At 66.0% G+C, this 23,111-nt stretch carries 23 protein-coding genes; 9 read left to right on the plus strand and 14 right to left on the minus strand.

Annotation, left to right across the window (positions count from 1 at the left end; genetic code table 11):
* Positions 1 to 680: 680 nt before the first annotated feature.
* On the minus strand, positions 681 to 1,577 hold the full coding sequence (locus D2T30_RS08425) for a DMT family transporter (protein ID WP_128208499.1): 897 nt from the start codon (positions 1,575 to 1,577) through the stop codon (positions 681 to 683).
* 212 nt (positions 1,578 to 1,789) lie between these two features.
* Between D2T30_RS08425 and D2T30_RS08430 the strand changes: the two genes are divergently transcribed.
* From D2T30_RS08430 to D2T30_RS08455, 6 genes are read left to right on the plus strand one after another with little or no spacing between them, the layout of a single operon-like run.
* Positions 1,790 to 2,182: an acetyl-CoA carboxylase biotin carboxyl carrier protein gene (locus D2T30_RS08430; protein WP_128208500.1), complete on the plus strand. Its 393-nt coding sequence runs from the start codon at positions 1,790 to 1,792 to the stop codon at positions 2,180 to 2,182.
* On the plus strand, positions 2,179 to 3,537 hold the full coding sequence (gene accC, locus D2T30_RS08435) for an acetyl-CoA carboxylase biotin carboxylase subunit (protein WP_128208501.1): 1,359 nt from the start codon (positions 2,179 to 2,181) through the stop codon (positions 3,535 to 3,537). The genes D2T30_RS08430 and accC overlap by 4 nt, the downstream gene beginning before the upstream one ends.
* The gene (locus D2T30_RS08440; RefSeq protein ID WP_128181533.1) at positions 3,537 to 3,905 is read left to right on the plus strand and encodes a hypothetical protein; all 369 of its coding nucleotides are present in this window, start codon (positions 3,537 to 3,539) and stop codon (positions 3,903 to 3,905) included. Before accC ends, D2T30_RS08440 begins: the two co-directional genes overlap by 1 nt.
* Positions 3,902 to 4,591, plus strand: coding sequence for a 5-oxoprolinase subunit PxpB (gene pxpB, locus D2T30_RS08445; protein ID WP_128208502.1), 690 nt, complete (start codon positions 3,902 to 3,904; stop codon positions 4,589 to 4,591). The genes D2T30_RS08440 and pxpB overlap by 4 nt, the downstream gene beginning before the upstream one ends.
* The gene (locus D2T30_RS08450) at positions 4,591 to 5,613 is read left to right on the plus strand and encodes a 5-oxoprolinase subunit C family protein (protein ID WP_206612888.1); all 1,023 of its coding nucleotides are present in this window, start codon (positions 4,591 to 4,593) and stop codon (positions 5,611 to 5,613) included. Before pxpB ends, D2T30_RS08450 begins: the two co-directional genes overlap by 1 nt.
* On the plus strand, positions 5,603 to 6,370 hold the full coding sequence (locus D2T30_RS08455; protein ID WP_128208504.1) for a 5-oxoprolinase subunit PxpA: 768 nt from the start codon (positions 5,603 to 5,605) through the stop codon (positions 6,368 to 6,370). The genes D2T30_RS08450 and D2T30_RS08455 overlap by 11 nt, the downstream gene beginning before the upstream one ends.
* A gap of 67 nt (positions 6,371 to 6,437) precedes the next feature.
* On the opposite strand, the gene D2T30_RS08460 is transcribed toward D2T30_RS08455, so the two are convergent.
* The 4 genes from D2T30_RS08460 to D2T30_RS08475 are packed head-to-tail and all read right to left on the minus strand — an operon-like array spanning position 6,438 to position 10,422.
* The gene (locus D2T30_RS08460; RefSeq protein WP_128208505.1) at positions 6,438 to 7,553 is read right to left on the minus strand and encodes an ABC transporter ATP-binding protein; all 1,116 of its coding nucleotides are present in this window, start codon (positions 7,551 to 7,553) and stop codon (positions 6,438 to 6,440) included.
* A gap of 9 nt (positions 7,554 to 7,562) precedes the next feature.
* Positions 7,563 to 8,636: an extracellular solute-binding protein gene (locus D2T30_RS08465; protein WP_128208506.1), complete on the minus strand. Its 1,074-nt coding sequence runs from the start codon at positions 8,634 to 8,636 to the stop codon at positions 7,563 to 7,565.
* Positions 8,637 to 8,674: 38 nt separating this feature from the next.
* Positions 8,675 to 9,478 carry an ABC transporter permease gene (locus D2T30_RS08470; protein ID WP_128208507.1) on the minus strand — a complete coding sequence of 268 codons (804 nt, stop codon included), beginning with the start codon at positions 9,476 to 9,478 and terminating at the stop codon, positions 8,675 to 8,677.
* A complete protein-coding gene (locus D2T30_RS08475) occupies positions 9,475 to 10,422 on the minus strand; it encodes an ABC transporter permease (RefSeq protein ID WP_206612743.1) in 948 nt (315 codons plus the stop codon). The genes D2T30_RS08470 and D2T30_RS08475 overlap by 4 nt, the downstream gene beginning before the upstream one ends.
* Before the next feature lie 470 nt (positions 10,423 to 10,892).
* On the opposite strand from D2T30_RS08475, the gene D2T30_RS08480 reads away from it, so the two are divergent.
* From D2T30_RS08480 to D2T30_RS08490, 3 genes are read left to right on the plus strand one after another with little or no spacing between them, the layout of a single operon-like run.
* Complete coding sequence (locus tag D2T30_RS08480; protein ID WP_128208508.1) at positions 10,893 to 11,639, plus strand: SDR family oxidoreductase; 747 nt, start codon at positions 10,893 to 10,895, stop codon at positions 11,637 to 11,639.
* A 16-nt stretch (positions 11,640 to 11,655) separates the two neighbouring features.
* On the plus strand, positions 11,656 to 12,858 hold the full coding sequence (locus D2T30_RS08485; protein ID WP_128208509.1) for a pyridoxal phosphate-dependent aminotransferase: 1,203 nt from the start codon (positions 11,656 to 11,658) through the stop codon (positions 12,856 to 12,858).
* Complete coding sequence (locus tag D2T30_RS08490) at positions 12,858 to 13,550, plus strand: SDR family NAD(P)-dependent oxidoreductase (RefSeq protein ID WP_128208520.1); 693 nt, start codon at positions 12,858 to 12,860, stop codon at positions 13,548 to 13,550. The genes D2T30_RS08485 and D2T30_RS08490 overlap by 1 nt, the downstream gene beginning before the upstream one ends.
* Before the next feature lie 9 nt (positions 13,551 to 13,559).
* On the opposite strand, the gene nac is transcribed toward D2T30_RS08490, so the two are convergent.
* The 9 genes from nac to D2T30_RS08535 form a co-directional block, all read right to left on the minus strand.
* Positions 13,560 to 14,459, minus strand: a complete 900-nt coding sequence (gene nac, locus D2T30_RS08495) for a nitrogen assimilation transcriptional regulator NAC (protein ID WP_128208510.1) — start codon at positions 14,457 to 14,459, stop codon at positions 13,560 to 13,562.
* A 346-nt stretch (positions 14,460 to 14,805) separates the two neighbouring features.
* Positions 14,806 to 15,606, minus strand: a complete 801-nt coding sequence (locus D2T30_RS08500; protein WP_128208511.1) for a phosphodiesterase — start codon at positions 15,604 to 15,606, stop codon at positions 14,806 to 14,808.
* Between the two features lie 234 nt (positions 15,607 to 15,840).
* Complete coding sequence (locus D2T30_RS08505; protein WP_128208512.1) at positions 15,841 to 17,136, minus strand: ABC transporter substrate-binding protein; 1,296 nt, start codon at positions 17,134 to 17,136, stop codon at positions 15,841 to 15,843.
* 35 nt (positions 17,137 to 17,171) lie between these two features.
* Complete coding sequence (locus D2T30_RS08510; RefSeq protein ID WP_128181561.1) at positions 17,172 to 17,993, minus strand: carbohydrate ABC transporter permease; 822 nt, start codon at positions 17,991 to 17,993, stop codon at positions 17,172 to 17,174.
* Positions 17,993 to 18,907, minus strand: a complete 915-nt coding sequence (locus tag D2T30_RS08515) for a carbohydrate ABC transporter permease (protein WP_128181563.1) — start codon at positions 18,905 to 18,907, stop codon at positions 17,993 to 17,995. Before D2T30_RS08515 ends, D2T30_RS08510 begins: the two co-directional genes overlap by 1 nt.
* Positions 18,904 to 20,049 carry an ABC transporter ATP-binding protein gene (locus D2T30_RS08520; protein WP_128208513.1) on the minus strand — a complete coding sequence of 382 codons (1,146 nt, stop codon included), beginning with the start codon at positions 20,047 to 20,049 and terminating at the stop codon, positions 18,904 to 18,906. The genes D2T30_RS08515 and D2T30_RS08520 overlap by 4 nt, the downstream gene beginning before the upstream one ends.
* A 180-nt stretch (positions 20,050 to 20,229) precedes the next feature.
* A complete protein-coding gene (locus tag D2T30_RS08525) occupies positions 20,230 to 21,594 on the minus strand; it encodes a hypothetical protein (protein WP_206612744.1) in 1,365 nt (454 codons plus the stop codon).
* A gap of 163 nt (positions 21,595 to 21,757) precedes the next feature.
* A complete protein-coding gene (locus D2T30_RS08530; RefSeq protein ID WP_128208514.1) occupies positions 21,758 to 22,924 on the minus strand; it encodes an iron-containing alcohol dehydrogenase in 1,167 nt (388 codons plus the stop codon).
* A gap of 65 nt (positions 22,925 to 22,989) precedes the next feature.
* Positions 22,990 to 23,111, minus strand: a 122-nt coding sequence (locus tag D2T30_RS08535) for an aldehyde dehydrogenase family protein (protein WP_128208515.1), incomplete at its 5' end; no start/stop codon positions are given.

Below are 23,111 nucleotides of genomic sequence, written 5' to 3' on the forward strand. Positions count from 1 at the left end.
TGATGCACTTGCTTGCGGGTAGATGCCCATGTCTGCGTCGGATGGACCATGAGATCAACACCTGACAGGCGCATTGACCCCGATTTCATCCGGAACAGCCCTCAAGCAAGTCCCACCTGCCGCGCGCGCAGGGCATTCGCGAACGCCTCGGCGTCCCGGCAGGCAAGCGCATCGGTGGTTTCCTTGCGGTGATCCGCCACGACCGTCCGCCCGCCGTATTGCCGGGAGATGAGGCGCAGCAGCCTGCCAGATGATCGGAACGGGACCCGATGTGGAAAGAAACGCCGTGCCGGAGCTTTTTCTGGCGGAGCCTGCATGATTCGTGCGGAAACAGATTATTCATTTCAGTATGATATATACATTATGCCGCAATATATTCTGAAATAGCGGAGAAGATGGAATATTCTCTTTGCGCCCTGCCGTCGCCAGATTGCTGGCGATGACACATGACACCGCGCTGATCCTTGCACCGCGCGCCGGTTGCGCAGGGGAACACGTTGGCGCCGGTGAATGCCACCCAAGAATATGAAAACCGTCCTTGCCGCCGCGCGGAAGGGGATCGGAGAGGCACCCGAACTGCCCGCCGCAACCGATGCGATGTCAAGGGCGCAGCGGCTCCCGCCCACGACCGGCGCAACTCGTCATCGGCGCGGCGCGGGCCTCATCGGCCCCTGCCCCCGTCAGATCCGCGCCGCCGCGCGCCGCAGCACCCGTTCGCGCCAGATCGTGAACAGACCCGCCGCGGCGACCACCACCGCCCCGATGACCGTCGAAGGCGCGGGCGACTGGTCCAGCAGGATGATCCCGATCAGGATCGACCAGACCATCGTCGAATATTCGAACGGCGCCAGCAGCGAGGCATGGGCGTGCCGCAGGCTCAGCGTGATGAGGATCTGCGCCATGCCGCCGAAAAATCCGCATCCGACCAGCAGCAGCAGCTGGAACGGCGTCGGCATCACCCATCCCATGAAGATGGTGGCAAGCCCGATCCCCGTCGTCATCAACGAGAAATACAGCACGATCGCGCCGGGCTGTTCGCTTTCGTTCAGATGCCGGATCTGGACTGAGGAAACGGCCGAACACAGCGCCGCGATCAGCGCCGCCGTGCTGCCGATGATGGCGGCGTTGCGCATCCCCTCTCCGCCGATCTGCAAATGCGGTGACAGCATGATCAGCACGCCGAGGAAGCCGACGACGACCGCCGTCCAGCGATAGATCCGCACCTTCTCGCGCAGGAAGACCGCGGCGAGGAAGACGGTGAACAGCGGCGCCGCATAGCTCAGCGCCGTGGCATCGGCGAGCGGGATATAGGCCAGCGCGAGGTAGTTGAAGAACATCCCCCCCGTCCCTGACACCCCGCGCACCAGATGGCCGCCGAAATTGCGCGTCCGCACGAGGGCGAGCACATGCCCCTGCATCGCCAGCCAGATCAGCAGCGGCAGCAGCGCCACGAAGGACCGGAAGAACACCACCTGTCCGGTGGGGACCGCCCCGTCCAGCCCCTTGACGCAGGCCAGCATGAGCGTCGCGCAAAGCGCGGACAGGATCTTCAGGATGATGCCGTTTCTGGAATTCACGCGGACCTCCGGGAAGCGAGCGCACGGGTGGGCCGCGCGACCCCTGCTACTCATCATTCCCGGTGCCGCCTGTGAACCTCTGATCCGCATCCATTGGAAAGTTGTCTGACCCTATCAGCCGGATGTTTGTGTTAATTCCGGGCAACACCCCGCACAAAAGCCCGCGTCGTCAACAGGGGCGCGGAACCGTCCCTCCACTGCTGCAGGCCGATATGGATATTTCAAAAATCAGGTCCCTCATCGAGATATTCGGCCAGTCCCGTCTGGCCGAGCTGGTCGTTTCGGAAGAGGGCACGACCGTGCGCATCCTGCGCGGCGAGGCCGCCCCCGAGGCATCGGCGACCGTCGCGCCGCCGCCACCGAAAGAGGCGCCCCATTCCATCCGCGCGCCGATGTTCGGCATCGTCCACGCCACCCCGAATCCGGGCGCCGCGCCCTTCGTGTCGCCGGGCGACAAGGTGGAACCGGGCCAGCCCCTCTGCGTCATCGAGGCGATGAAGGTCTTCAGCGTCATCGCCGCCGACCGCGCGGGCACCATCGCCCGCATCCTGTTCGAGGACGGCGCCGAGGTGGACGTCGACCAGCCCTTGGTGGAATACGCATGACTGCCTTCGATACCGTCCTGATCGCCAATCGCGGCGAAATCGCGGAACGCATCCGGCGCGCCTGCGCGGATCTGGGGCTGCGCAGCGTCGCCATCTGTTCCACCGCCGACCGGGATGCGCCCTACGGGCCGCGCTCCGACCTGTTCCTGTGCATCGGCCCGGCGAAAGCCTCGAAAAGCTACCTGAACATCCCGGCGATCCTGCTGGCCGCGCGGGTGTCGGGGGCCGGGGCGATCCATCCGGGCTATGGCTTCCTGTCGGAAAACGCCGGTTTCGCCGAGGCGATCGAGGCCGAGGGGCTGACCTTCGTCGGCCCGCCCTCCTCCGCCATCCGCACGATGGGCGACAAGATCGCGGCCAAGCGCGCGATGCTCGAGGCCGGCGTGCCCTGCGTCCCGGGCCCCGACGAGGCCTTGCCCGACGACCCCGCGCTGATCGCCCGCATCGCCGACGAGATCGGCTATCCGGTCATCGTCAAGGCCGCGGGCGGGGGCGGCGGGCGCGGGATGCGCGTGGTCGCCACGGCGGCGGAGCTCGCCGATTCCGTCGCCATCACCCGCGAGGAAGCGCGCAACGCCTTCGGCTCCCCCGCGCTGTATATCGAGAAGTTCCTCGAACATCCCCGCCATGTCGAGATTCAGGTGCTGTGCGACGCGCATGGCCATGCGGTCTGGCTGGGTCACCGCGACTGTTCGATGCAGCGCCGCCACCAGAAGGTGGTCGAGGAAGCCCCCGCCCCCGGCATCCCCGCCGAGATCGCCGCCCGCGTCGGCGCAAGCTGCGTCGAGGCCTGCCAGCGCATCGGCTATCGCGGCGTCGGCACCTTCGAATTCCTCTACGAGAACGGCGAGTTCTATTTCATCGAGATGAACACCCGCCTTCAGGTCGAACATCCGGTGACGGAAATGACCTCGGGCACCGACATCGTGGTGGAACAGCTCAGGGCCGCGATGGGCCAGCCGCTTGGCTTCACACAAGACGACGTGACCTGCACCGGCCACGCCTTTGAATGCCGCATCAACGCCGAGAACCCGGAAACCTTCGCGGCCTCTCCGGGGGTCATCACCGGGCTGCACCTGCCCTCGGGCCCCGGGGTGCGCGTCGATACGCATATCGAGGAAGGCTACCGGATCTCGCCTTTCTACGATTCGCTGATCGCCAAGGTGATCGTCCATGCGCCCGACCGCGATCAGGCCATCGAACGGATGCGCGCGGCGCTCGATGACATGCGCATCGACGGGATCGAGACGAACCTGCCCCTGCACCGCGCCATCTTCCGCGATCCGGCGTTCTGCAAGGGCGGGACGGATATCCACCATCTGGAGCACTGGCTCCGCACGCGAGGGAAGGCATGATGGACAGGCTGACGGATCCCGAAACGCTTCTGAACCTCGCGCATTGGCTCGAAGCGGCGTCGCTGAGTTCGATCGAGATCGAGCATGAGGGCACCCGCGTCGTCGTCCGGGTGGGCGCGGTGGCCGAAGTCTCGCGCCCGCAGGCGACCGCCGTCACCGCGCCCATCGCCGGGCAGGTGCTGAACGCCCATCCCCTGCGCGCTGCGGTCACGGATGTGGCGGCGGGCGAGGCGGCGGCCTTCGTGCAGGTCGGGCCGATCCTCGTGCCCGTTCCCGCGCCCACGGCCGGGCATGTGACGGGCCGGACGGCCGCCGACGGCGCGCTGGCCGGTCATGGCGACACTCTCCTTTCGCTGGAGGCGAAATGAACACCCTAGCCACCCCCGCGATCGCCGCCGCGACCGAAGCGGCGAAAATATCGATGATCGGCAGCCGGGCCTTTCTGGTCGAGGCACCCGGTGCGTTCGATCTGCCCGCGCAACGGCGGATCTGGGCGCTGGCACAGGCGCTGGAAGCGCAGCCCGACGTGCAGGAACTCGTGCCGGGCATGACCAACCTGCTGGTGCTGCTGAAGGCCACCCCCGCCGATCCGCAGGCAGTGTTGACCCGCCTGCGCGACGCATGGGCCGCAAGCGCCGAGCTGGACCGCCCCGGCCGCCTGATCGAGATCCCCGTGCATTACGGCGGCGAGATGGGCGCCGACCTGCCCGCGATCTGCGATTTCAGCGGCCTGCCCGCCGCCGAGGTGATCGCCCGCCATCACGCGCGGACCTACACGGTCTTCGCGCTCGGCTCGGCGCCCGGGTTCGGCTATCTGCACGGGCTCGATCCCGCGATCTTCATGCCGCGCAAGAAGGTGCCCTCGCTGAACATGCCGAGGGGCACGGTGACCATCGGCGGGATGCAGGCCGGGGTGTCGGTGCTGACCGGGCCGAACGGCTGGAACGCGCTCGGCTATGCCGAGATCGAGGTCTTCGACCCCCATGCCGCCCATCCCGCATTGATGGCGCCGGGCGATACGGTGCGTTTTCTGCCCGAGAGGATCGAGCTGTGATGGAGATACTGGCAACCGGCCCGCTGAACACGGTGCAGGATCTGGGGCGTTTCGGCTACCGCAACGTCGGCGTGACGACGAGCGGCGCGATGGACCCGCTGGCCCTGCGCGCGGCCAACCTCCTGCTGGGCAATGCCGAGACCGCCGCGGCGGTCGAGGTGCAGACCTTCCCCTTCCGCCTGCGGTTCGATCAGGACGGCGCGATCGCCATCACCGGCGCCGATTGCCGGCCGGTTCTGGACGGCATGCCGCTGCCGCCGTGGTGGGCGCTGCCGGTGCGCGCCGGGCAGGTGCTCGACCTGACCGCCCCGGTCAGCGGCGCGCGGAGCTATCTGGCCATCGCGGGCGGCATCGATGTGCCGGTGGTGCTGGGATCGCGCTCGACGGCCCTGCGCGGCGATTTCGGCGGGCTCGACGGGCGCGCGCTGCAACAGGGCGACCGGCTGGCGGCCTGCACCGCCCCCCCGCCCGACCTGCCTGCCACGGGCCTTGGCGTGGTGCCGCCCGAAACTGCGCTGGCCGCATATTTCCCCGCCCGCGACGAGACCGGCACGCTGGTGCTGCGGGCCCTGCCCTCGGGCGAGCATGACCTGTTCGGGCGCGATGCGGAACGGTTCTGGGCGCAGGAATGGAAGATCTCGGCGCAAAGCAACCGCACCGGCTACCGGCTGTCGGGCGATCCGATCCACCCCGACACGCCGGTCGAGATGCGCTCGCACGGGCTGGTTCCGGGCGTGGTGCAGGTCCCCCCGGCGGGCGAGCCGATCATCCAGATGAGCGACGCCAACACCGCGGGCGGCTATCCCAAGATCGCCGGGGTGATCGAGATCGACCTGTGGCGGCTGGGTCAGGCGCGGATCGGCAGCCGGATCCGGCTGGAACGCTCGGATGTCGCCACCGCCATCGCCGCCGAAAAGGCGGTCGAGGCATGGCTTTCCGACATCCGCCACACGGCGGCAATGGTCACAGATGCGCTGGCCGGGATGGCCGGGCGACAGGGAAGGAACAAGGATGAAGATTGACCTCAATTCCGACATGGGCGAGGGCTTCGGCGTTTTCCGGGTGACGGATGACGACGCGCTGATGGGGGTGGTGTCCTCGGCCAATATCGCCTGCGGCTTCCACGCCGGTGATCCGCAGATCATGACGCGCATGGTCCGTCAGGCAAAGGCGCGCGGCGTCGGCATCGGGGCGCATCCCGGCCTGCCCGACCTGCAGGGCTTCGGCCGGCGCGAGCTGCCCTTTTCGCATGACGAGATCCGCCAGCAGATGCTGTATCAGATCGGCGCGCTGACGGCGATCGCGAAGGCCGAGGGCACGCGCGTGTCCCATGTCAGCTTCCACGCGGCGATGGGCAACATGATCAACCGCGATCCGGCGCTGGCCGATCTGTGCATCGCGGCGATCAAGGCGGTCGATCCCGATCTGATCGTGTTTTCCATGCCGGACACCGAGGTCGAGCGCGCCGCCAAGGCCGCCGGGCTGAAGACGCTGACCCTGTTCCTTGCCGACCGGGCCTATGACGCGCAGGGCCATCTGGTGCCGCGCGGCGTGCCGAATTCGGTCATCACCGCCGAACCCGCCGTCCGCGCGCGGGTGCGGCAGTTCCTGACCGAAGCGACGGTCACAACGATCGAGGGGAACATCCTGCCGGTGCGGGCGCGCTCGATCCTGATCCACAGCGACACGCCCGGCTCGCTCGACCTTGCCCGCATCGTGCGCAGCGAGATCGAGGCCGCGGGCGGCACTGTCGCCCCGGCGCGCGAGGTTCTTGCCTGAACCGCCCTCCCCGGCAACGCAAAAGGCCCGCTCGTCCGAGCGGGCCTTTTTCATTGGCGGCCGTGGTTCAGGCGGCGGCGGCTTCCGCGACCAGCGGCACGACGTGGTTGCTGTCCGCATCCCAGCTGATCCGCACCCGGTCGCCAACGGCGGAGACGGGGCCCCATCCCTCGGTCTGGGTCTGGCGGTAGGCGATGACCTCGGTGCCGTCATCCATCCGCAGGTAGTAGTGCAGCATGAAGCCCCGATAGACGACCTGTTCCACCACCGCGACGGCGGTGTTCGGCGCGGCGACCGGATCTTCGGCGCCCAAAGGCCGCACGGTGATCGCCTCGGGGCGGATCGTCACCATCACCCGCTTCGTCACCAGCCGCATGTTCGTCACGTCGAGCGGAATGCCCGAGGTGGTCACCAGCTGCGCCCGGCGGCCGTCGCGCGAAACCTCCTCGGCCTCGAAGAAGTTCGAGGCGCCGATGAAGCCCGCGACGAATTGCGTGGCGGGGCGCTGATAGATCTCGGTCGCCGAGGCGATCTGTTCCATCTGCCCGGCCCGCATGACGGCGATCTGGTCGGCCATGGTCAGCGCCTCGTCCTGATCGTGGGTGACCATGATCGTGGTCAGGCCCAGACGCTGTTGCAGATGGCGGATTTCCAGCTGCATCTGTTCGCGCAGCGACTTGTCCAGCGCGCCCAGAGGTTCGTCCAGCAGCAGCATCGACGGTTCGATCACCAGCGCGCGGGCCAGCGCCACACGCTGCTGCTGCCCGCCCGAAAGCTGCGAGGGGATGCGGTCGGCGAGATGACCGAGCTTGACCAGATCCAGCGCCTTGCGGACCTTGTCCTCGCGTTCCGAGCGGGAGAATTTGCGCATCTCCAGCCCGAAGGCGACGTTTTCCGCAACGGTCATGTGCGGGAACAGCGCGTAGTTCTGGAACAGCATGCCCATGTTGCGCCGGTGCACCGGCGTCTTCGTGATCGGCTTGCCGCCGATCACGATTTCCCCCGAGGTCGGGTCGACCAGACCGGCGATCATCCGCAGGCAGGTGGTCTTGCCGCAGCCCGAAGGCCCGAGCAGCGCAAGCAGTTCCCCCGCGCCGACGGTCAGCGTCACGTTGTCGACCGCGACGAAGCTGTTGTTGTATTCCTTGGTCAGGTGTTCGAGCCGGACTTCGACGGATTCCATGTCGCCTCCTCAGCCTGCAAAGGTCTGGTTGTATTTTTCGAGCCATTCGGCCCGGCGCGGGATGATGTAGTTCCAGTCCGGGGTGAAGAGGTTCAGCTCTTCCATCCGGGTTTCCGGATAGGCCAAGTATTTCAGGCTGTCGTCCGAGAATTCGACCCCCTTGACGGTCGGCGCGGACAGCGTCGCCTCGGCCAGCATCTTCTGCACCTCGGGCGACAGCAGCCGGTCGATCCACGCAAGGCCCAGTTCGCGCTGCGGCGCGCCCTTGACCAGCGCGATGCCGTTGATGCCGGTGAAGGCGCCTTCCTTCGGATAGGTCATGTCGATCGGCACGCCCTTGCGGGTATGCGGATAGATCGCCTTGGAATATTCGATGCCGCCGACCGTCGCCTGACCCTGCGCCACCATCATCACCTGCGCCTCGCCGTCATAGATGGTCAGCACGTTCGGCTTCAGATCGGCAAGCCGCGCCCAGCCTTCGTCGGTCATGTATTGCGCTTCCTGCAGGGACTTGCCCGTGGCCAGCGCCGAGGCGACGATCAGCATCAGCACGCTTTGCGTGTTCTTCGGCGTGTTCAGTATCATCTTGCGGGCGTATTTGGGTTCAAAGATTTCCGCATAGCTTTCGATCGGCTTCGACATCTGCGGGTTGATGAACAGCCCCGCGATCGAGACGGCAAAGCCGACGCCGTAGTTTTCCTCGAACAGGTAGCGCGGATAGACATTGGCGAGATTCGGGATCTCGTCCATCGGCAGCTCTTCGATCAGCCCCTCGGCCTTGGCCTGCGGGAAGCCCACGTCATCCATCGACATGACGCTGTAGACCGGATTGTCGCGCGTGGCGCGCAGGCTGGCGATATTGGCGAGCGTCGCGCCCTCGGTCGTCAGCACCTTGCAGCCGAATTCCTTTTCAAAGGCGGGCAGGACCTCTTTCTTGATGAGCCCGCCCTGCGCCGAGTTGTAGACGCCGACCTGCAACACCCGGTCCTGCGCCGAGGCGGCGGTGTAGAAATAGGGGGTCGCAAGCGTCGCCGCGGCCGAGGCATGCAAAAAGCGGCGGCGGTTCAGGATGAGTTTCGTCATTTCATTTCCCTCACTGTTGGTCTGATTGGATCACTGGATCACATGGCCATCGCGCGGCGCAGCCCGACCATCCGGTCAAGCGCGAGGACGACGACGGCGGATAGCCCGATGATGATGCTGGACATCGTGGCGACGGACGGGTCGAACACCGTGCCGATCTGGCGATAGAGCACGACCGGAACCGGGGTGTTCGCGGAATCGGCGAGCCACATCGAGACCGGATAGTTGTCGAAGCTGACCATGAAGCAGAAGATGGCCCCCGACGCGATCCCCGGCGCGATCTGCGGAAAGATCACCCGGCGGAAGGTCTGCCAGCGGGTCGCGCCCAGGGTGCGGGCGGCTTCCTCAAGCGAGGGGTTCACCAGTTCGAGGCTGGTCAGCACGGTGCGGATCACATAGGGCGAGGTCACGACCGTATGCGCGATCAGCAGGTTCAGCTTGACCGTCGACCAGCCGTAGCTGGAAAACAGCTGCAGGAGCGCGAGCCCCGTGATCAGCACCGGAAAGATCAGCGGCGACAGCAGCAGCCCCTTGCACAGCGCCCGCCCGGGGAAATTCCCCCGCACGATGGCGAAGGCTGCGGGCACACCCAGCAGCAGCGACAGCAGCGTCGTCCCGACCGCGAGGACAAAGCTGAACAGCAGCGCGCCGGTGAACTCCGGATTCTGGAACACCGAGACATACCACGAGGTGGTGAACCCGGTCGGCGGGAAGCTGACGAAATACCCGTCCGAGAAGGAGATGATGACGATCAGCACGATGGGGCACAGCACGAAGGCCATCATCCCTGCGGTGATCAGATAGAGCATGACGGCCGAGGTGCCGGTGAGTTTGCCGCTCATTTCTGGATCTCCCGGATACGGCGCCCGCCCAGAAGCCGCATGGACAGGGCGTTGATGGCAAGGACGATAAGGACGAGGATCGTGGCGATGGTCGCGCCGAACGGCCAGTCGTAGACCGCGATGATCTGCTGTTCGACCATGTTGCCCAGCATCTGCGACGACGGACCGCCGATCAGCGCCGGGATCACATAGGCCCCCGCCGACAGCGAAAAGACCAGCGTCACCCCCGCGACAAGACCCGGCAGGCTCAGCGGCAGGGTGATCCGCAGGAACACCTTCCACGCCGGCGCGCCAAGCGTGCGCCCCGCCTGTTCGAGGTTCGGGTCGATCTTGCCCAGCGCCGAGGCCAGCGGCAGCACCATCATCGGAAAGAAGATGTGCAGCGAGCCGACGACGACCGCGACCGGCGAAAACAGCAGCGCCAGCGGCTCGGAAATCAGGCCGAGATTGAGCAGCACGTAGTTCAAGAGCCCCGTCGGCCCGTTGCCGAGGATGAGCTGCCAGCCATAGGCCCGCACCACCACGCTGACCGCGAGCGGCGCGATGATGATCAGCGTCACGATGCGCGTCACCATGATATTGCCGCGCACCAGCACGATCGCCACCGGATAGGCCAGGATCGCCGCGATCACCGAGGTGATGATGCTGATCCGGATCGTGGTCCAGAGCACGTCGGTATAAAGCGAGACCTGAAAGAAGCGGACATAATGCGACAGCGTCAGCGGCGTGCCGATGCGTCCCTGCGGATCCTGCGTCATGACCGAGAACAGCATCAGCTTGATCGCCGGCATGAAGAAGAAGACGGTGAGGAAGATCAGCAGCGGCAGGATCATCCAGTTCGGCGATCCGACGACCTGACGGCGCAGCCACCCGCCCGGGGTGTCGCGCGTCACGGCGCCCGCCGTGCCGGGGATCTTGCCCGTTTCGGTATCCATGACTTTCATGCGACCGCCACCGCAGGGTGCGCCGCGTATCCGGTTTCCGCCATATCGCGGCGGACCTGCGCCCGTGCCGGGATTTCCTTGGCCATTTCGTCTCCCCGTTTCAAAGTTGCACAAAAAGGTTGCGCGTATCGCGCGTTTTCCTTGACCTTAGCCCACGTGATGATCTATTTATAAAAATAAGCAGCCGTATCGGTTGGCTTGGCGCGCTGTTCGGCGGCCCCGGTGGGCTTCCGATGCAGTGATCTTTATGGATCCGCCGCACCCGTTCATAATATTTTTTGCTTCTGCCGTCATCGCGCAGATTTATGCGCCGGGGTCCCGCGACCCCTTCGGCGAACCCATTGATTTCCGATATGGCGCCACAGTGAAGCTGTATTGGAATGCCCCCCGGCTTTGCCTTTACGGTGATCGCGCAGCGCAGGATGCCTTGCCCCGTTCCGGGCATGGGCCGCGCAATGAGGGGACGCGACATGGACTTTTCCGCCTATAAAACCGCGCTCGTGACGGGCGCCTCATCGGGAATCGGCGCCGGGATCGTGCGCCGCCTGACGCGCGAGGGCCTTGAGGTCCATGCGCTCGCCCGGAACGAGGACCGGCTCCGCGCCCTGTCCGAGGAAACCGGCTGCCGGTTCCATGCGATCAGCGTGGATGACAACGACGCGCTCGAAAAGCTCGCGGCCGAGGTCGAGGTGGACGTGCTGATCAACAACGCGGGCCAGTCGCGCAAGGGCGACATCCTGAACACCACGGCCGAGGATGTGGATGCGCTGCTCGACATCAACCTGAAATCGGTGATGCACATGGTGCGGCTGTTCGTGCCGGGGATGGTCGCGCGCGACCGGGGCCATGTGGTCAACATCAGCTCCATCGCCGGGCATTACGCCTTTCCGGGCGGGAACACCGCCTATCACGCCTCCAAGGCCGGTGTGCATTCGCTGTGCCAGCAGCTGCGCGTCCATCTTTACGGCACGCAGGTGCGGGTCACCGAAATCTCGCCTGCCCGCGTCGAGACCGAGGTCTTCGGCCGTCTTCTGGGCGACATGGAGGAAGCCAAGCGGCGCTTCTTCGACGAATACGAATCCCTCAAGCCCGAGGATATCGCCGAGGCCATCGCCTTCGCCGTCGGCTCGCCGCAACGGATGAACGTGGCCTTCATGGAAATCCTGCCGACCAAACAGGTTCTGGGCGGGCTCAATTTCGCCAAACGCAACGCCTGAGAAACGGATCCACGACATGCCCGCGATTGCCGACCGCCTCAATTCCGTTTCCGTTTCCGCCTCGGTCGAGATGACCCAGAAGGCCCGCGACCTTGCCGCGCAGGGCATCCGGGTCATCGGCCTGTCGACGGGCGAGCCGGACTTCCCCACCCCCGACAACGCCATCGAGGCCGCCCATGCCGCGGCGCTGGCGGGCGATACGAAATACCCGCCGACCGACGGCACCCCCGCCCTGCGCGCCGCCATTCAGCGCAAGTTCAAGCGCGACAACAATCTCGACTACGACATCTCGCAGATCCTGACGGCGGGCGGCGGCAAGCAGATCATCTTCAACGCCATCATGGCGACGGTGAATCCGGGCGACGAGGTGGTGATCCCCTCGCCGTCCTGGATCAGCTATGCCGATATCGTGCGCTTCGCCGGCGGCATTCCCGTGCCGGTCGCCTGCCCGCAGGAGAACGGCTTCAAGCTGCGCGCCGAGGATCTGGACGCCGCGATCACGCCCAAGACCAAATGGCTGATCCTGAATTTCCCGAACAACCCCACCGGCGCCGCCTGCTCGCGCGCCGAGATGGCGGCCATCGCCGAGGTGATGCTGCGTCATCCGCATGTCTGGATCATGACCGACGACATGTATGAACATCTGGTCTACGACGATTTCGGGTTCTGCACGATCGCCGAGGTCGAGCCGCGGCTGTATGACCGCACGCTGACGGTCAACGGCGTGTCCAAGGCCTATGCGATGACCGGCTGGCGGCTCGGCTTCTGCGGCGGCCCGGCGGATCTGGTCAAGGCGATGAGCAACGTCAACACCCAGAACGCGGGCGGCGTCGCCACGGTCACGCAGGCGGCAGCGGTCGCCGTTCTGGACGGGCCGCAGGACCTGCTGAAGGAACGCGCGGCGATCTACCGCGAGCGGCGCGACTACGTGCAGGCGCGGCTCGACGCGATCAAGGGCATTTCCTGCCACAAGCCCGAGGGCGCCTTCTACCTGTTCCCGAACATCTCGGCCCTGATCGGGCGCACGACGGCGGGCGGGCGCAAGATCGAGACCGACCGCGATTTCGTCCTCGCCCTGATCGAGGAACAGCAGGTCGTCACCGTCCACGGCGCGGCCTATGGCATGAGCCCCTTCTTCCGCCTGTCCTACGCCACCTCGATGGAGCGGCTGGTCGAGGGCTGCGACCGGATCGAGGCTTTCTGCGCGGGGCTGAAATGATGCTGGATCCGCAAGGCCGGGTGGTCATGGTCTCCGGCGCGGCACGCGGGCTGGGGCTGTCGATCACGCAGGCCCTTCTGGCTTCGGGCTTCACCGTCTCGGCCGGGGTGCGGAACCCCGACCGGCTGGCACCCGCAGAACGCCTGACCGTCAGCCGCTATGACGCCGAGGAAGACGGCGCCGCCGAAGCCTGGGCCGCGGCCACCGTGGCGGAACACGGGCGGATCGACGCGCTGGTCAACTGCGCCGGGATCAATCCCCGCGTCCGGGTGATGGACGAGGGCGAGGAGGCGCTGGACGCCATGTGGCGGATCAACGTCAAAGGCCCCCTGCGCGTCAGCCGCGCGGCGATGCCGTATCTGGTCGCCTCGGGATCGGGGCGGGTGATCAACGTGGCCTCGCTCGCCGGACGGCGGGTGGGCAGCAACGTCGGCTATGCGATGACGAAATTCGCCGTCGTCGCCCTGACCCACGGCATCCGGCAGGAGGGATGGGACAAGGGCGTGCGGGCCACCGCGCTCTGCCCCGGTTATATCGCCACGGACATGACCGCGCAGGAAACCGAAATCCCCCGCGCCGACATGACCCAGCCCGAGGATCTCGCCCAGATGGTGGACTTCCTGCTGCGGGTTCCGAACACGCTGTCGGTGGCGGAACTGCTGGTCAACTGCCGCAAGGAGCCGATGCTGTAAGCGGCCGCGCTACAGTTCCAGATGCGCGGTCAGCTCCAGCAGCAGGTCGCGCACCGCCGTCGCCGGTTCCGACAGCGGGATCTGGTCCGACACGCAGAGCGAGACCACTTCGCTCATCGACGGGCTGTGGACCTGAAACGTCTCGATCTCCTCGCCCTCCGACACGATCCGGTCGGCGATGGCATTGGGCATGATGGTCGCGCCCAGCCCCTCGTTCACCGCGCGCGACAGGGTCCGGACGGCCTCGAATTCGCCGATGACGTTCAGCTCGCTCCGGCTGCGGGCAAAGGCCACGTCGATCGCCCGCCGGACGAAATTGTAGGACGGCGGCAGCAGCATCGGCAGCCCCGACAGCTGCGCGACGGTCAGCGGCCCCGGCGCCTCGACCATCCCCCTGCGCGCCACCAGAACGAACGTCTCCCGCCCGAGGGGCTGCATCTTCACCCCCTTGATCGGCCCCTGCCCGTGCAGAAGCGCGAGTTCCAGCCTGCCGTTCATGATCAGTTGCGAATAGGCCTGCCCGGTGCTTTCGACGATATGCAGCAAGATCCCCGGATGCCGCTGCCGCATTTCGGAAAACAGCCGGACAGACAGGGACGCCGCCATGCTGAAGGGCGCGAGCCCCACGGAAACCCGCCCGTGCAGCACCTGTCCCGCCGTCAGCGCATCCGCCTGCGCCTGATCCATCTGCCGCAGGATGACCTGCGCATGGCGGTAGACGACCTTTCCGGCCTCGGTCAGCATCACGCCCTGCTGGCTGCGGATCAGCAGCTTTTGCCTGAAATGCGTTTCTAGCGACGCAAGCTGCTGGCTCAGCGCGGGTTGCGCGATATGCAGCATGTCCGCCGCACGGGTGATGCTGCCCATATCGACGATGGTGATGAAGGACCTAAGACGTCTAATATCCATGGGCTCCCTTCCTCAGTCTGGCATGAACCCTCTGTAACAGGCCGGGGATGGGCCCGCCAGAGCGGCCCCCGCGGCAGCGCCATGATAATGTGACAACAGCCTGTTTCGCGAACAGCATGAGGGCGCCCGGGCGGAGTTCTTGCGCAAGCCGGGGTTCAGATCACGCGGACCCGCTGCGCGGGCGGGCGGACCGGCAGTTTCGGCAACGCCCTGCCGGGGAAGTTCCAGAATGGATATCGCGCTCGGGGGGATGGGTGGGAAAGGGGGCCAGCCCCCTCGCCCGTTCCGGGCTCACCCCCGGGATATTTATGGAAACACGAAAGCAGAAGCGGCGTGGCGCGCGGGATCACGGGCCTTCGCAGATCGGTGCCTGTGTCGTCGGGACCTGCCCCACCTCGGCGCTGTAGGCGCGCAGCCCGTGGGCGTCGAGCCGGATGATCCGGTAGCAGGGATTGCCGCCGGTCCACCACGGATCGCGCGCGTCGGGATCGGTGATGAAGCGGTGCGAACAGGCCTGCCCCGAACTGTAGGCGATCCCCTCGGGGCTGGTCCCGGCAAGCGGCACATGGATATGGCCAAAGACGATATGCCGGATCCCCGCGGGATGGGTGGCAAGGCGGCGCATGACCGCCCCGTCGTCATGCATGCCGATCTTGAGGAAATGGGCGATACCGGCATCGAACGGCGGATGGTGGATGAAGACCGTCACCGGCAGCGCGCCCGCGCCATTCAGCGCCTGATCGAGCCAGACCATCCGGTCCGCGCCATAGATCCCGCCGATCACCCCGGGCTCGTGGCTGTCGAGGAACAGCACCCGCCCGAAATCGGTGTCGATGAAGGACTGGATATAGCCGTTGTCGTCGCGCGGCTGTTCCGGGAAGGCGGCGACGAATTCGGGCCGCCGGTCGTGGTTGCCCAGCATCAGCCGCACGGCGAAGGGCACCGGCGCCAGAATGTCGCGCAGCAGCGCATAGGCTGCCGGGTCGCCGTCGTTGCACAGATCGCCGGTCATCACCAGCAGGTCGGTATCCGCGTGCCGGGCGACGATATCGGCCACCGCGGCGCGCAACTGCTTTTCAGGGTCCACGCCGTTCACCACGGTGCCCGGCGGCATCAGGTGGGTATCGGTCAACTGGATGATTTTCATGGCATGTCTTTCAGAAGGAACCGGGGGCGACCTCCGCCCGGCTGTCCGGTGAGCCCGGAGCATAGTCAAAACCGCCCGGGCCGGCTGCCTGTCGGCTTTCCATAAATATCCCGGGGATGAGGCGGATCAGGCGGCCTTCCCGTGGAAGGGCGTCCCCCCGAATGCCCGACGGGCGAGGGGGCAGCGCCCCCTATGCGCCCTCTCGGCCCCCTCCCCGGGCATTCGGTGTCGAAACTACTTCATCAGGCCATTGGTGGCTTCGACGATCTGCTTCAGCCCGGCCTCGGGCGTCACCTCGCCGCGCATGACGGTGCCGATGATGTCGCGCTGCGTGCGCCAGATGCGGACCGAATCCCCGCCCGGATAACCCGCCCAGGGCAACGAGCGGTCAGCCTGCAGCGAGGCCGTTTTCACGTTCGGATGTTCCGCGTAATAGGGTGCCAGATAGTCCGGCCCGGTGGCGCGCTTGTTCGTCGGCAGATAGCCGGTGATGCGCACGATGATGTTCTGCGCCTCGGGGCCGGTGATCCACTTCAGATATTTCCACGCGGCCTCCTGCTTCGCCCTGTCCTGCGTCAGGATCACCGCCGAATTTCCGCCCGTCGGCACACCGCCGGTTTCCTTGTTGTCGAGCGGGAAGGTCGCCGTGGTCAGCCGGAAGCGTTCACCCACCAGCCCCTCGACCGTCTGCACATGCGCGGGCGTCGAGAAGATGAAGCCCGTCAGCCCGGCGCCGAACTGCTGGCGCGACTGATCCCAGTCGAGCAGCGTCTGCCCACCCTCGGTCACGAAACGGCGGCACAGTTGCAGCGCGTTCAGCCCGATCTCGTTGTCGAAACCCACGGTCTTCGTCGCCTCGTCGACCAACGTGCCGCCCTGTTCAAAGATCAGCGCCTGCCAGAGCCAGTCGTCCGGCCAGCCGTTGATGTCATAGCCCATGCCGGCGATCTTGGGGTCGAGCGCGTGGATCTTCGCCGCCAGTTCGATCAGTTCGGGGAAAGTGGTCGGCATGTTCGTCGGATCGCCGCCCGCCTTTTCGACCAGATCGGCGTTGACGTAGATGATGGGCGAGGAGGCATTCACCGGCAGCCCGTATTGCTTGCCGTCGATCACGCCGAGCGCCGCCATCTTGGGCGAGTAGTTTTCATCGAGGAAGGCCTGACCGCCCTCGGCCTCGATGAAGGGGGCAAGGTCGGTGATCTGGTTGCGCGGCGCCAGCGTATGCACCAGCTCCGCCGTCAGGTTGTAGCCCGAGAAATAGACGTCGGGCAGATTGCCGGTGACGGCGGCGCGCAGCACCTGCTGCTGGCCCTCGTTGTAGCCCGCCGCCGGGGCGAGGAAGTTGATCGTGACCTCGGGGTTGTTCTTCATGAATTCATCGGCCAGCGGCTGATGGAATTTGGTGAAGCCCGGCAGGTTGTACAGCACGTTCAGCGTCACCGCATCGGCGGCAAGGGCGGGGCGGCCAAGACCCGCGAACGCCAGCCCGAGGGCGAGGCTGCTGACGGCGGTGCGTCGGTTCATGTTCATGTCGATCTCCGGAGTGGTTGGAAGGAGACGCGGGGTCACTTGACCCCTGTCATGGTGATGCCCGCGATGAAGTGCCGCCGTGCGATCAGGAAGCACAGCACCATCGGGGCGGTGATCAGCGTGGCGCCCGCCATCAGCGCGCCATAGTTCGCGCCCGACTCGACATCCGAGAAGAACAGCATGCCAAGCGGCGGCGGGGCGAGGTTGGTGTCCGACACCACGATCATCGGCCAGTAGAGGTCGTTCCAATGCGCGACGAGCGAGAACACCGCGAAGGCGGCAAGCGAGGGCAGCGATCCGCGCAGCACCAGCCGCCAGCAGATCTCCATCTCGGAAAAGCCGTCCATCCGCGCGGCCTCGATGATCTCGTCGGGATAGCTGCGGAAGGATTGGTGGAACAGGAAGATGGCAAAGACCGAGAGGAAGAAGGGCGCCATCATCGCGAAATAGGTGTTCAGCAGATTGGCCTTGGCCAGCCCGACGAACAGGGGCAGCGCCAGCGCCTGAATCGGCACGCAGAGCGCCGCGATCACCAGCGACAGCAGCAGCCGCTTGCCCGGAAAGCGCAGCTTCGCCAGCGCATAGGCCGCGGGGACCGAGGTCAGCACCTGCACGAACAGGATGCCGAAGCATACGATCACCCCGTTCAGCATGAACCGCGCCATCGGCACCTGCCCCGCCGCACGGGAATAGTTCTCGACCGCGTCGAACTTTTCCGGGATCGGCCAGAGCGAGACGTCGAAGATCTCGGCCGGCGAACGGATCGAGGTCAGCACCATCCAGTAGAACGGCAGCAGCATCACGAAGGCGCCCGCCGCCAGCACCAGATGCGGAAGATATTTGCGCAGGACGGCCATCAGTAATGCACCTTCCGGTCCATGTGCAGCGTCTGCCCGATCGACAGGATCAGCACGATCACAAGGAAGATCAGCGTCAGCGCCGCGGCATAGCCGGTGTTGGAATATTCGAACCCTTCAAGGTAAAGGTCGAACAGCAGTGTTTCGGACCCGAACCGGCCCTTGGTCAGCACGGCGACCGTCTCGAACACCTTGAAGGCGGAAATCGAAGTGGTCACCACGACGAACAGCGTCGTCGGCCCCAGCATCGGCCATGTCACGGTCAGGAAGCGGTCGATCGGGTTCTTGGCGCCGTCCAGACGGGCGGCCTCGTGCAGGTCCTGCGGGATCGCGGTCAGCCCGGCCAGAAACAGCACCATGTTGAAGCCGAGGATCTGCCAGATCCCCATCATCGCCATCGTCGGGATCAGCAGCTCGGGCGTGGAGAGGAAGGCGACCGGCTCGAACCCCAGCCATTTGATCGCCGCGTTCACCGGGCCGAGCGAGGGATGCAGCAGGAACTGCCACACCGTCGCCATCGCCACCAGCGTCGCCGTGACCGGCAGGAAATAGGCGGCCTCCCAGAAGGCGCGGCTGCGCTTGCGGCCATGCACCAGAAGCGCGATGCCCAGCCCGAGGAACACCCCGAAGGGGATGACGATCAGCGCATAGATGACCGTATTCCGCAGCGCGCGCAGGAAGACCGCATCGTGGAAGGCATTGGTGAAATTCTCCAGCCCGATGAACCGGGTGGAAAGCGCGCCAAGCTGATAATCCGTGACCGAGAACCCGGCCAGCACGATCATCGGGATGATGTAGATCGCCAGCAGCAGGAGGCTCGCGGGCGCGGCGAAGATCAGCCCGCGGCGGATCATCCGCCGTTCCGTCTGCGACAGGCGCGGCCGGGCGGCGGCGATAATCCCGGCGACGCTCATGCCGCCACCCGTTCGCGCGGCGACAGGCTGCGGCGCAGGCCGTCGGCACCGAACAGATGCGCCCGGTCCCGCGCGAAGCCAAGGCGCAGCACGCCATCCGCATCCGCGTCCAGCGCCTCGTCCGCGCTTTGGCGCAGGGTGATCCGCACGCTGTCGTCGGTCAGCAGGTGGCAGCTGACGAAACGGTCGGCCCCATGGGTTTCGCTGCGCAGGACGCGGACCGCGAACCCGTCGGCGGCGGGGCGCAGATCCTCGGCCCTGAGCCCCAGCGTCGCCGGCCCCGCATCCCGCGCGGCGGCCAGCAGCCCCAGATCCCGCCCAAAGGCCATGACCTGCCCCTGCCCGCCGATCTCGACCGGCAGGAGGTTGATCGAAGGCGTGCCGATGAACCGCGCGACCATCAGCGTCGCGGGGCGGCGGTAAAGTTCGTCGGGCGTGCCCAACTGCTCGATCCGGCCCTCGGACATCAGGGCGATCCGGTCGGACATGGTCATCGCCTCGACCTGATCGTGGGTGACATAGATGAAGGTCGCGCCCAGCCGGCGGTGCAGCCCGGCCAGTTCCTCGCGCATATGGGCGCGCAGCTTGGCGTCGAGGTTAGACAGGGGCTCGTCCATCAGGAAGGCGGCGGGCGATCGCACCAGCGCCCGCGCCAGCGCCACCCGCTGCCGCTGCCCGCCCGAAAGCTGCGAGGGCTTGCGGTCCAGCAGATGGGCGATCTGCAACGTCTCGGCCGCCTGTTCGACGGCGGCGTCGATGTCGCGCAGCACCGCGCGATCCGCCATCATCCGCCCGATCAGCGGCAACCGACCCGCCAGCGACAGCCGCCGCATCCGCAGCGGCGTGGCGATGTTCTGGCGCACGCTCATATGCGGGTAAAGCGCATAGGACTGGAACACCATGGCAAGGTTGCGGTCGCTCGGATCCGCGTCGGTCACGTCCTGCCCGCCGATGGAAACCGTGCCGCGATCCGGCGCTTCGAGCCCGGCGATGATCCGCAGCAGGGTGGATTTGCCGCAGCCCGACATGCCGACGAGGGACAGGAACTCTCCGGCACGGATCGAAAGGTCGATCCCCTTCAGGACATCATTGCCCCCGAAGCCTTTGCCGATTCCCAGAAGTTCAACCGATTGAGGCGTCATTCCACGCTCCTTTTTCTGAGGGGCGTATGCGTCCCCCTCATTGCAAGGAAGCGACGGCGGGATGAAGGTTTGATGACAAACCGCACCCCCCGAGAGCCACGCGCAAACAGATCGGGGCCGCCCCCGGATCGGGAACGGCCCCTTTTTAAGGTCCCCGCCTGTGCGGGGGCATCGGTAGGGTTACTTCTGGTCCTTGACGAAGGTGCGGTCGGTCTCGCCCATGAAGAACTGCCGCCCGTAGATCAGCACGCACAGCAGCACGCCGGTCGCAAAGGCCCAGCTTGCGCCGCGCGTGGCCAGAACCGCCCCCGTCACCCCGGCGATGCCGAGGTCGCGCTGCGAACGCGCCTCCATCACGCCGATGCGGACCGAGACATAGCCCTGGATCAGCAGCGTCAGCGTCAGCGCCACGCCAAGGATCGGCTGCACCAGCGTCACGATCGGCATCAGGAACAGCCCGGTATTCGTGCCCCAGCGGAACGACCCCAGCCCCCCGAACAGCGAATCCATCGACTTGCGGCCCTTGGCGAAGCGTTCGCAGATCACCACCTGCATCGCCGCCCAGGCCGGGCCGCACATCGTCACATCGGGCCCAAGCACCGACATCGCCGTGTTGCGCGAGCCGAAGATCAGGTGGGCGCGGTCGGGATTGTAGTCGATCTTTTCATCCGGGCGGTGTTCCTGCGCGTCGCGGATGATCGAGCGGGTCTTCAGCACATCGCCGAACAGCACGATATAGGCCGCCGCCGCCGTCGGGATCGCCGTCGCGAACATGTGCAGCGGCGGGAAGCCCAGACCGAAGATCGTGTATTCCGCCCAGAGTTTATGGAAATCGGGGGCCGAGAAACTCCATTCCAGCTTCGGCCAGGGCGCCTCGCCGAAGATCGGCGCGATCACCACGGCCAGCAGGATGCACGGCAGGATGCCGAGCTTGCCGATGAAGCCCCAGACCCCGCCGTTGCGCGACATCCGGCTGAACGCGACCGAGAACATCAGGAAGAAGCACAGCCCGATCGAGATCGAGATCGTCCACGGGAACTTGTCGAAATTGCCGCCGATCTTGAAGACCGAGATCACCGCCGCGAACCCGGCCCCGATGATGATCCCCGACTTGATCGCCTGCGGAATCGCCGCAACGACCCGATGCGCCATCCCGGTCGCGCCGATGAGGATGGACAATATCCCCAATGTCATCTGGAACGACACCAGCGCGTGGACCCGCTCCGGCCCTTCGGGGAAGGTGGCGCAATAGGCCATGATCAGCGGCACCGCGGGGGTGATCCAGCCCGGAATGACGGGGTCGCCCAGCAGGTGGTGGGTCAGATAGAACAACCCGTTCAGGATGACGACGGCCAGCGCCACCTCGAACGGCATCCCCAGCAGTTCCGTCATCAGCGGAATGGCCGACAGGTCCACCGCGCACATCAGCAGGCCCTGACAATAATCGGGCCATTCGAAGCGGTAATGGATGAAGGGCAATCGGATCTTGAAGGGGCCGGCGGGCCAGTATGGCTGCTCCTGCCCGTCAATGCGTTGCATGGTCACGTGAATTCTCCAGTCCCTCGGAGAGGCCGGCGGATGAACCCCCCGCGCGTTTCCCCTCCCATGTCATGTGATGTGATATGCGGGCATAGCCCGACGGCCCGCACCCCCGGAGGGATGCGGCTGTGGTCTCACGGCATCGCGCCGTGCCTCCCGTTCGTGCGGATCAGTAGACTTCCTGATACAGACGCAGGGCGTCCGCCTCGGTCACCTCGACGGGGTTGTTGATCAGCAGCCGCTGCTGCACCATCGCGTCGCGGGCGAGCATGGGCAGATCGGCCTCGGGCACCTTCACCTCGCGCAGCTTCAGCGGCGCGCCGGAGCGGTCCATCAGATCCTGCATGAAGTTCACGAAATTGGCCGAGCGCGCCTGCACGCCTTCGTCCGACGGGCCGATGACGACATCGGCGAGTTCGGCATACAGCTCCGCCGCGCCGGTCATGTTGAAGCGCAGAACCGGCCCCAGCATCAGCGCATTGGTCAGCCCGTGCGGCAGGTGGTAATGCCCGCCAAGCGGATAGGCCAGCGCATGCACCGCGCCGACCGGGCTGTTCGAGAACGCCTGCCCGGCAAGGTTCGCGCCCAGCAGCATCCCCTCGCGCGCCGCGCGGTTGGTGCCGTCCTCGCAGGCGGCGATCAGGTTTTGCGTCAGCAGGCGCAACGCCTCGCGCGCGAAGACGTCCGACAGGATGTTCTTCTTGTGCTGGCCGGTGAAGGCCTCGATCGCATGGACCATCGCGTCGATGCCCGTCGCCGCCGTCTGGATCGCGGGCAGCCCCACGGTCAGTTCCGCATCCAGCAGCACCCGGTCGGCGTAAAGCTGATGCGAGACGACGCCCATCTTGGTGGTTTCGCCGGTGGTCAGGATGGTGATGTTCGTCACCTCGGACCCGGTGCCCGCCGTCGTCGGCACCTGCACCAGAGGCACACGCCCGCCCTTGACCTTGCCGATGCCGTAAAGCTGCGACAGCTCCTGATCCGAGACCAGCAGCACCGCCACCAGCTTGGCGATATCCATCGAGGACCCGCCGCCCAGACCCAGAACGATATCCGCGCCCGCGGCCTTCGCCTGATCGACGCAGGACAGCAGCACCGCTTCCGGCGGATCGGCCACCACGTCATCAAAGACGGTGACGGTGAAGCCCGCCTGTTCCAGCGATGCCTTCGCCGGGTCCAGCACGCCGTTCTGATGCAGGAACTTGTCCGTCACGATCAGCAGGTTGCGCGCCTCGAACCAGCCCGAAAGCAATTCGCCGATCCGTTTGGCCCCACCCCATTCGACCAGCAGCGAGCCGGGCGTATCGAAGGAGAACGGTTTGATGCCGTCAGTCATGTCATCTCTTCCCTGATTGTGGAAAACGCCCGGCCGCCCCCGCGGCCCGGGCCACAAGAGAGCGCCTAGATGGCGCTGCAGATGTATTTGATTTCGAGGTATTCCTCGATACCGTATTTCGAGCCTTCGCGCCCGAGGCCGGATTGCTTGACGCCGCCGAAGGGGGCGACTTCGTTGGAGATCAGGC

Source organism: Paenirhodobacter populi, assembly GCF_004022215.1.
Taxonomy (GTDB): Bacteria; Pseudomonadota; Alphaproteobacteria; order Rhodobacterales; family Rhodobacteraceae; genus Rhodobacter; species Rhodobacter populi.

What these genes read in the sequence shown, in the direction of transcription:
- D2T30_RS08510 (WP_128181561.1), bottom strand. Translation starts at nt 17,993, where the DNA reads ATGGCCGTCCTGCGCAAATATCTTCCGCATCTGGTGCTGGCGGCGGGC.
- D2T30_RS08430 (WP_128208500.1), top strand. Translation starts at nt 1,790, where the DNA reads ATGGATATTTCAAAAATCAGGTCCCTCATCGAGATATTCGGCCAGTCC.
- D2T30_RS08490 (WP_128208520.1), top strand. Translation starts at nt 12,858, where the DNA reads ATGCTGGATCCGCAAGGCCGGGTGGTCATGGTCTCCGGCGCGGCACGC.
- D2T30_RS08475 (WP_206612743.1), bottom strand. Translation starts at nt 10,422, where the DNA reads ATGAAAGTCATGGATACCGAAACGGGCAAGATCCCCGGCACGGCGGGC.
- pxpB (WP_128208502.1), top strand. Translation starts at nt 3,902, where the DNA reads ATGAACACCCTAGCCACCCCCGCGATCGCCGCCGCGACCGAAGCGGCG.
- D2T30_RS08500 (WP_128208511.1), bottom strand. Translation starts at nt 15,606, where the DNA reads ATGAAAATCATCCAGTTGACCGATACCCACCTGATGCCGCCGGGCACC.
- D2T30_RS08485 (WP_128208509.1), top strand. Translation starts at nt 11,656, where the DNA reads ATGCCCGCGATTGCCGACCGCCTCAATTCCGTTTCCGTTTCCGCCTCG.
- D2T30_RS08470 (WP_128208507.1), bottom strand. Translation starts at nt 9,478, where the DNA reads ATGAGCGGCAAACTCACCGGCACCTCGGCCGTCATGCTCTATCTGATC.
- D2T30_RS08450 (WP_206612888.1), top strand. Translation starts at nt 4,591, where the DNA reads ATGGAGATACTGGCAACCGGCCCGCTGAACACGGTGCAGGATCTGGGG.
- D2T30_RS08505 (WP_128208512.1), bottom strand. Translation starts at nt 17,136, where the DNA reads ATGAACATGAACCGACGCACCGCCGTCAGCAGCCTCGCCCTCGGGCTG.
- D2T30_RS08480 (WP_128208508.1), top strand. Translation starts at nt 10,893, where the DNA reads ATGGACTTTTCCGCCTATAAAACCGCGCTCGTGACGGGCGCCTCATCG.
- nac (WP_128208510.1), bottom strand. Translation starts at nt 14,459, where the DNA reads ATGGATATTAGACGTCTTAGGTCCTTCATCACCATCGTCGATATGGGC.
- D2T30_RS08520 (WP_128208513.1), bottom strand. Translation starts at nt 20,049, where the DNA reads ATGACGCCTCAATCGGTTGAACTTCTGGGAATCGGCAAAGGCTTCGGG.
- D2T30_RS08440 (WP_128181533.1), top strand. Translation starts at nt 3,537, where the DNA reads ATGGACAGGCTGACGGATCCCGAAACGCTTCTGAACCTCGCGCATTGG.
- D2T30_RS08460 (WP_128208505.1), bottom strand. Translation starts at nt 7,553, where the DNA reads ATGGAATCCGTCGAAGTCCGGCTCGAACACCTGACCAAGGAATACAAC.
- D2T30_RS08530 (WP_128208514.1), bottom strand. Translation starts at nt 22,924, where the DNA reads ATGACTGACGGCATCAAACCGTTCTCCTTCGATACGCCCGGCTCGCTG.
- D2T30_RS08465 (WP_128208506.1), bottom strand. Translation starts at nt 8,636, where the DNA reads ATGACGAAACTCATCCTGAACCGCCGCCGCTTTTTGCATGCCTCGGCC.
- D2T30_RS08455 (WP_128208504.1), top strand. Translation starts at nt 5,603, where the DNA reads ATGAAGATTGACCTCAATTCCGACATGGGCGAGGGCTTCGGCGTTTTC.
- accC (WP_128208501.1), top strand. Translation starts at nt 2,179, where the DNA reads ATGACTGCCTTCGATACCGTCCTGATCGCCAATCGCGGCGAAATCGCG.
- D2T30_RS08515 (WP_128181563.1), bottom strand. Translation starts at nt 18,907, where the DNA reads ATGAGCGTCGCCGGGATTATCGCCGCCGCCCGGCCGCGCCTGTCGCAG.